Genomic DNA, 1913 nt, shown 5'->3' with positions numbered 1-1913 from the left:
TTTGTAAGTACTCATCTGGAATATTCCTGCGGAATTTTCACGGGTTCGTAAATGTTTGTTAACTTAGTCGCTTAACCACGCAACTAACCATACACAAACACGTTGTGCCCAATTAAAAAATTACGTTTGATAAGATAATTCAGATTAAATGATTGTATCTTTGATAGTATCAAATGATAGTATCAAAAATGAAACCACCTTACGAAATAACATCTTCTATTTTAAAATTAATAACTTCTATTTCAGAGAAAATAGGAGAAGTAAATGCTAATTTATTAAACAAACCTTCACCGAAATTAAGAAAACAGAATAGAATTAAAACTATTCATTCTTCGTTAAAAATAGAAGGAAACACACTTACAGAAGAACAAATTACAGCGCTTCTTGAAAACAAAAGAGTTATTGGTCCTAAAAAAGATGTTCTTGAAGTTTTAAATGCAATTAAAATCTATGAAAACTTAGAAGATTTTAATCCTTCAAATGAAAAATCCTTTTTGAAAGCACATCAAAACTTAATGGAAGGTTTAATTGAAAATTCTGGAAAATATAGAAATCAAAGTGTCGGAATTGTAAAAGGCTCAAAAGTTGAGCATTTGGCACCACCTTTTGGAAATGTGCCATACTTAATGAAAGACCTTTTTGAATATTTGAAAAAATCTGATGAAATTGAATTAATTAAAAGTTGTGTTTTCCATTACGAAATGGAATTTATACATCCATTTTTAGATGGAAATGGCAGAATGGGAAGATTATGGCAAACTTTAATTTTGATGGAAAAATATCCAATCTTTGAGTTCCTCCCCTTTGAAACGTTAATTAGCAACGACCAAGAAAAATATTATAAAGCCTTGGCTGAAAGTGATAAATCAGGAAAATCAACTAAGTTTATTGAATATATGCTAAACGTAATTGACATTTCAATAAGTCAATTATTGGACTTCAATAATAGAACCTTAAGTGAAAAAGACCGATTAGACTATTATGTTTCCTTAAATAAAACTGAATTTACAAGAAAAGATTATATGGATATTTTTAAGGATATTTCTTCTGCAACCGCTAGTAGAGATTTGAAAAAAGGAACTGAATTAGGTTTATTTGAAAAAATAGGAGAAAAAAATAAAACAATGTATCGACTAAAATAACTGGGCACAACACCGTGTATAATTAATTGCTAGGTTCTAGCCTACTTGCGAAAATTCCTGAGGAATTTTCACGGGTTCGTAAAAGTTTGCTAACTTAGTTGCCTAGCCACGCAACTAACCATACACAAACACGTTAGCGCCAAGCAGACATATCTATTTACATTTAGGCATTCTAAAAGTCTGTATTTCTTATGCTGGACTGAACACTCGAACGAATAACCAAAATGAGGAGTATTACGGAACAACAACGCAGGACTAATTAACCGTTAGTACCTACTCTATTCTTTGTTTCTAACAAATGGGATTTCATACCTACGATCAAAATGTGTAATAATTAAATAATGCCGGTCGCTAACATTGTGTATATTTAATTGCTTGGGTATTGCTCATGTGGAAATTCCTGCGGAATTTCCTCCCGTTTGGTTCATTTTTGCTAAATTAGATCCTTAATCACGCAACTAACCATACACCTACCGTTGGCAAAGATATAATCGAACAATGAGAATCATATATATAATTCTATTACTAATTCTGACTTTTGGTTGTTCCTCAAACAATAACATATCGGAATTTGAAAAAGTATTAGGAAAGAAAAACAACGAGACTCTGACTTTACTCGTGAACGACTTTGAAAATGACTTTCTAAGAAAACAATATCCTAATTCTAAACTAAATGAATCTTACAAAAAATTCTTGATTGATTATAAAAATGATAGCCTCGAAAATTGGGTGCCTTTACCAAAAAAAATAACAGAGAAATTTAATTCAAGC

General features: G+C 30.7%; 2 protein-coding genes. Both read left to right on the top strand.

The annotated features are described in order from the left end of the window. The first annotated feature begins 188 nt into the window (after positions 1 to 188). The gene (locus ACFQ13_RS06115; protein WP_386115239.1) at positions 189 to 1142 is read left to right on the top strand and encodes a Fic family protein; all 954 of its coding nucleotides are present in this window, start codon (positions 189 to 191) and stop codon (positions 1140 to 1142) included. A gap of 498 nt (positions 1143 to 1640) precedes the next feature. Then, on the top strand, positions 1641 to 1913 hold a 273-nt coding region (locus ACFQ13_RS06110; protein WP_386115236.1), incomplete at its 3' end, for a hypothetical protein.

Origin of the sequence: Winogradskyella rapida, from assembly GCF_042675845.1 — a bacterium.
GTDB classification, from domain to species: domain Bacteria; phylum Bacteroidota; class Bacteroidia; order Flavobacteriales; family Flavobacteriaceae; genus Winogradskyella; species Winogradskyella rapida.
This window is presented reverse-complemented; position numbering and strand designations above follow the sequence as displayed.

Excerpts from the sequence above, each read along its gene's own strand:
- ACFQ13_RS06115 (WP_386115239.1), top strand. The coding sequence starts at position 189 with ATGAAACCACCTTACGAAATAACATCTTCTATTTTAAAATTAATAACT.